Below are 1,850 nucleotides of genomic sequence, written 5' to 3' on the forward strand. Positions count from 1 at the left end.
GTCGGGTCGAGGCCCGGGTCGCCGAGGACGTAGCCGACCAGGCGCTTGTCGCCGGGCACGTCCTCGCGGGCCAGCACGACGGCCTGCCGGACGCCCGGGTGGCGGCTGAGCGCGGCCTCCACCTCGCCCAGTTCGATCCGGAAGCCGCGGATCTTCACCTGCTGGTCCGCGCGGCCGAGGAACTCCATCACCCCGGAGGCCCGCCAGCGCACCAGGTCACCCGTGCGGTACATCCGCGCGCCGGGCTCGAACGGGTTGGCCACGAAGCGCTCGGCGGTCAGGGCCGGCTGCCCTGCGTAGCCGCGGGCCAGGCCCTCGCCGGCCATGTACAACTCCCCGGCCACGCCCGGCGGCACGAGGTTGAGGTGGGCGTCGAGGACGTAGACCTTCTTGCGGGCGATCGGCCGCCCGACCGGCAGCGACACCGCGTCGCCGTCCGCCTCCACGGCGGTGTGGCACATGGTGAAGATCATGTTCTCCACCGGCGAGTACCCGTTCACCAGTCGCAGCCCCGGGTACTCCGCGAGCAGGCGCCGCACGTGCGGCATCGAGGCGGGCTCGCCGCCGGTCATCACCTGGCCGACGGAGGTGAAGGCCTGCGGGTACTCGTCGAGCATGAAGTTCAGCAGGCTCGCCGACAGGTGGACGGTGGACACCTTGTGCTCGGTCACCAGCCGCTCGATCACCGCCGGTTCGGGCCGCTGACCGGGCTGCAACACACAGGCCGCACCGGAGAACAGCGCCCCGAACAGCTCCAGCGCGAAGGCGTCCCAGGACACCGGCGAGCACTGCAACCACACCTGGTCCGGCTCGAAGCCGACGAACTCCTGGTCCGTCAGCGTCGCCACCAGCGCCCGGTGCGAGGCCACCACACCCTTCGGACGGCCGGTCGACCCGGAGGTGAACATCACACAGGCCACATCGTCCAGGCCCGCGCCGACGTCCAGGTCCCCCGATGCTCGCCCGGCGATCTCCCCCGCCAGCGCGTCCAGGCTGAGCGTCGGGGCGTCGGGCAGCAGCGCGGCGTGCGGGGTGGTGGTCAGCACCGCGGCCGCGGCGACCTCCTCCAGCACCAGCCGCCAGCGCTCGACGGGGAAGTCGGTGTCCAGCACGGTGTACCCGGCGCCCGCCTTCAGCGCCGCGAGCACCGCCACCACCAGCTCGACGCCGCGCTCCAGCAGCACCCCGACCACGTCACCGCGCCCCACCCCGGCCGCCGTCAACTGCCGCGCCAACCGGTTCGCCCGCGCGTTCAACTCCCCGTACGACACCCGCCCGTCCTCGAAGACCAGCGCAAGCGCCTCCGGGGTCTCCGCCGCGAACCGCTCCACCACCTCATGCGCACAGGCCGTCACCGGCGCAGCCGCCGGACCGTTCCAGTCCTCCAACAGCAGCCGCAACTGCTCGTCCCCGAGCAGGTCCAACTCCCCCACCCGCACGTCCGGGAACGCCGCCACCGCCTCCAACACCCGGACCAGACACGCCCCCAACCACTCCGCCGTCCGCCGGTCGAACAGATCCGCCGCGTACTCCAGCGAGCCGATCAGCCCGGCCGGGGCGCCATCGGCGTCCCAGGTCTCGGAGAAGACCGCGCTGAGGTCGAACCGGGCCCAGTGCCAGCCGAGCGGCTGGAACTCCGCCGCCAGCCCGGGGAACTCGGGCCGGGCCTCGGCGGTGTTCTGCACCTGCACCTGGACCTGGAAGAGCGGGTGGCGGGCGCTGTCCCGGACCGGGTTGACCAGCTCCACCAGGCGTTCGAAGGGCACGTCCTGGTGCTCGAAGGCGCCGAGGTCGGTCTCCCGGACCCGGGCGAGGAGCTCACGGAAGGTCGGGTCGCCGGAGACATCGGT

General features: G+C 72.9%; 1 protein-coding gene. It reads right to left on the reverse strand.

Translation table 11 applies throughout. The annotated features are described in order from the left end of the window. Window positions 1–1,850, reverse strand: a 1,850-nt coding sequence (locus tag ABTY15_RS39585; RefSeq protein WP_350607622.1) for a non-ribosomal peptide synthetase, incomplete at both ends; no start/stop codon positions are given.

The sequence above is a fragment of the Kitasatospora sp. NPDC097643 genome, assembly GCF_040302625.1.
Taxonomy (GTDB): Bacteria; Actinomycetota; Actinomycetes; order Streptomycetales; family Streptomycetaceae; genus Kitasatospora.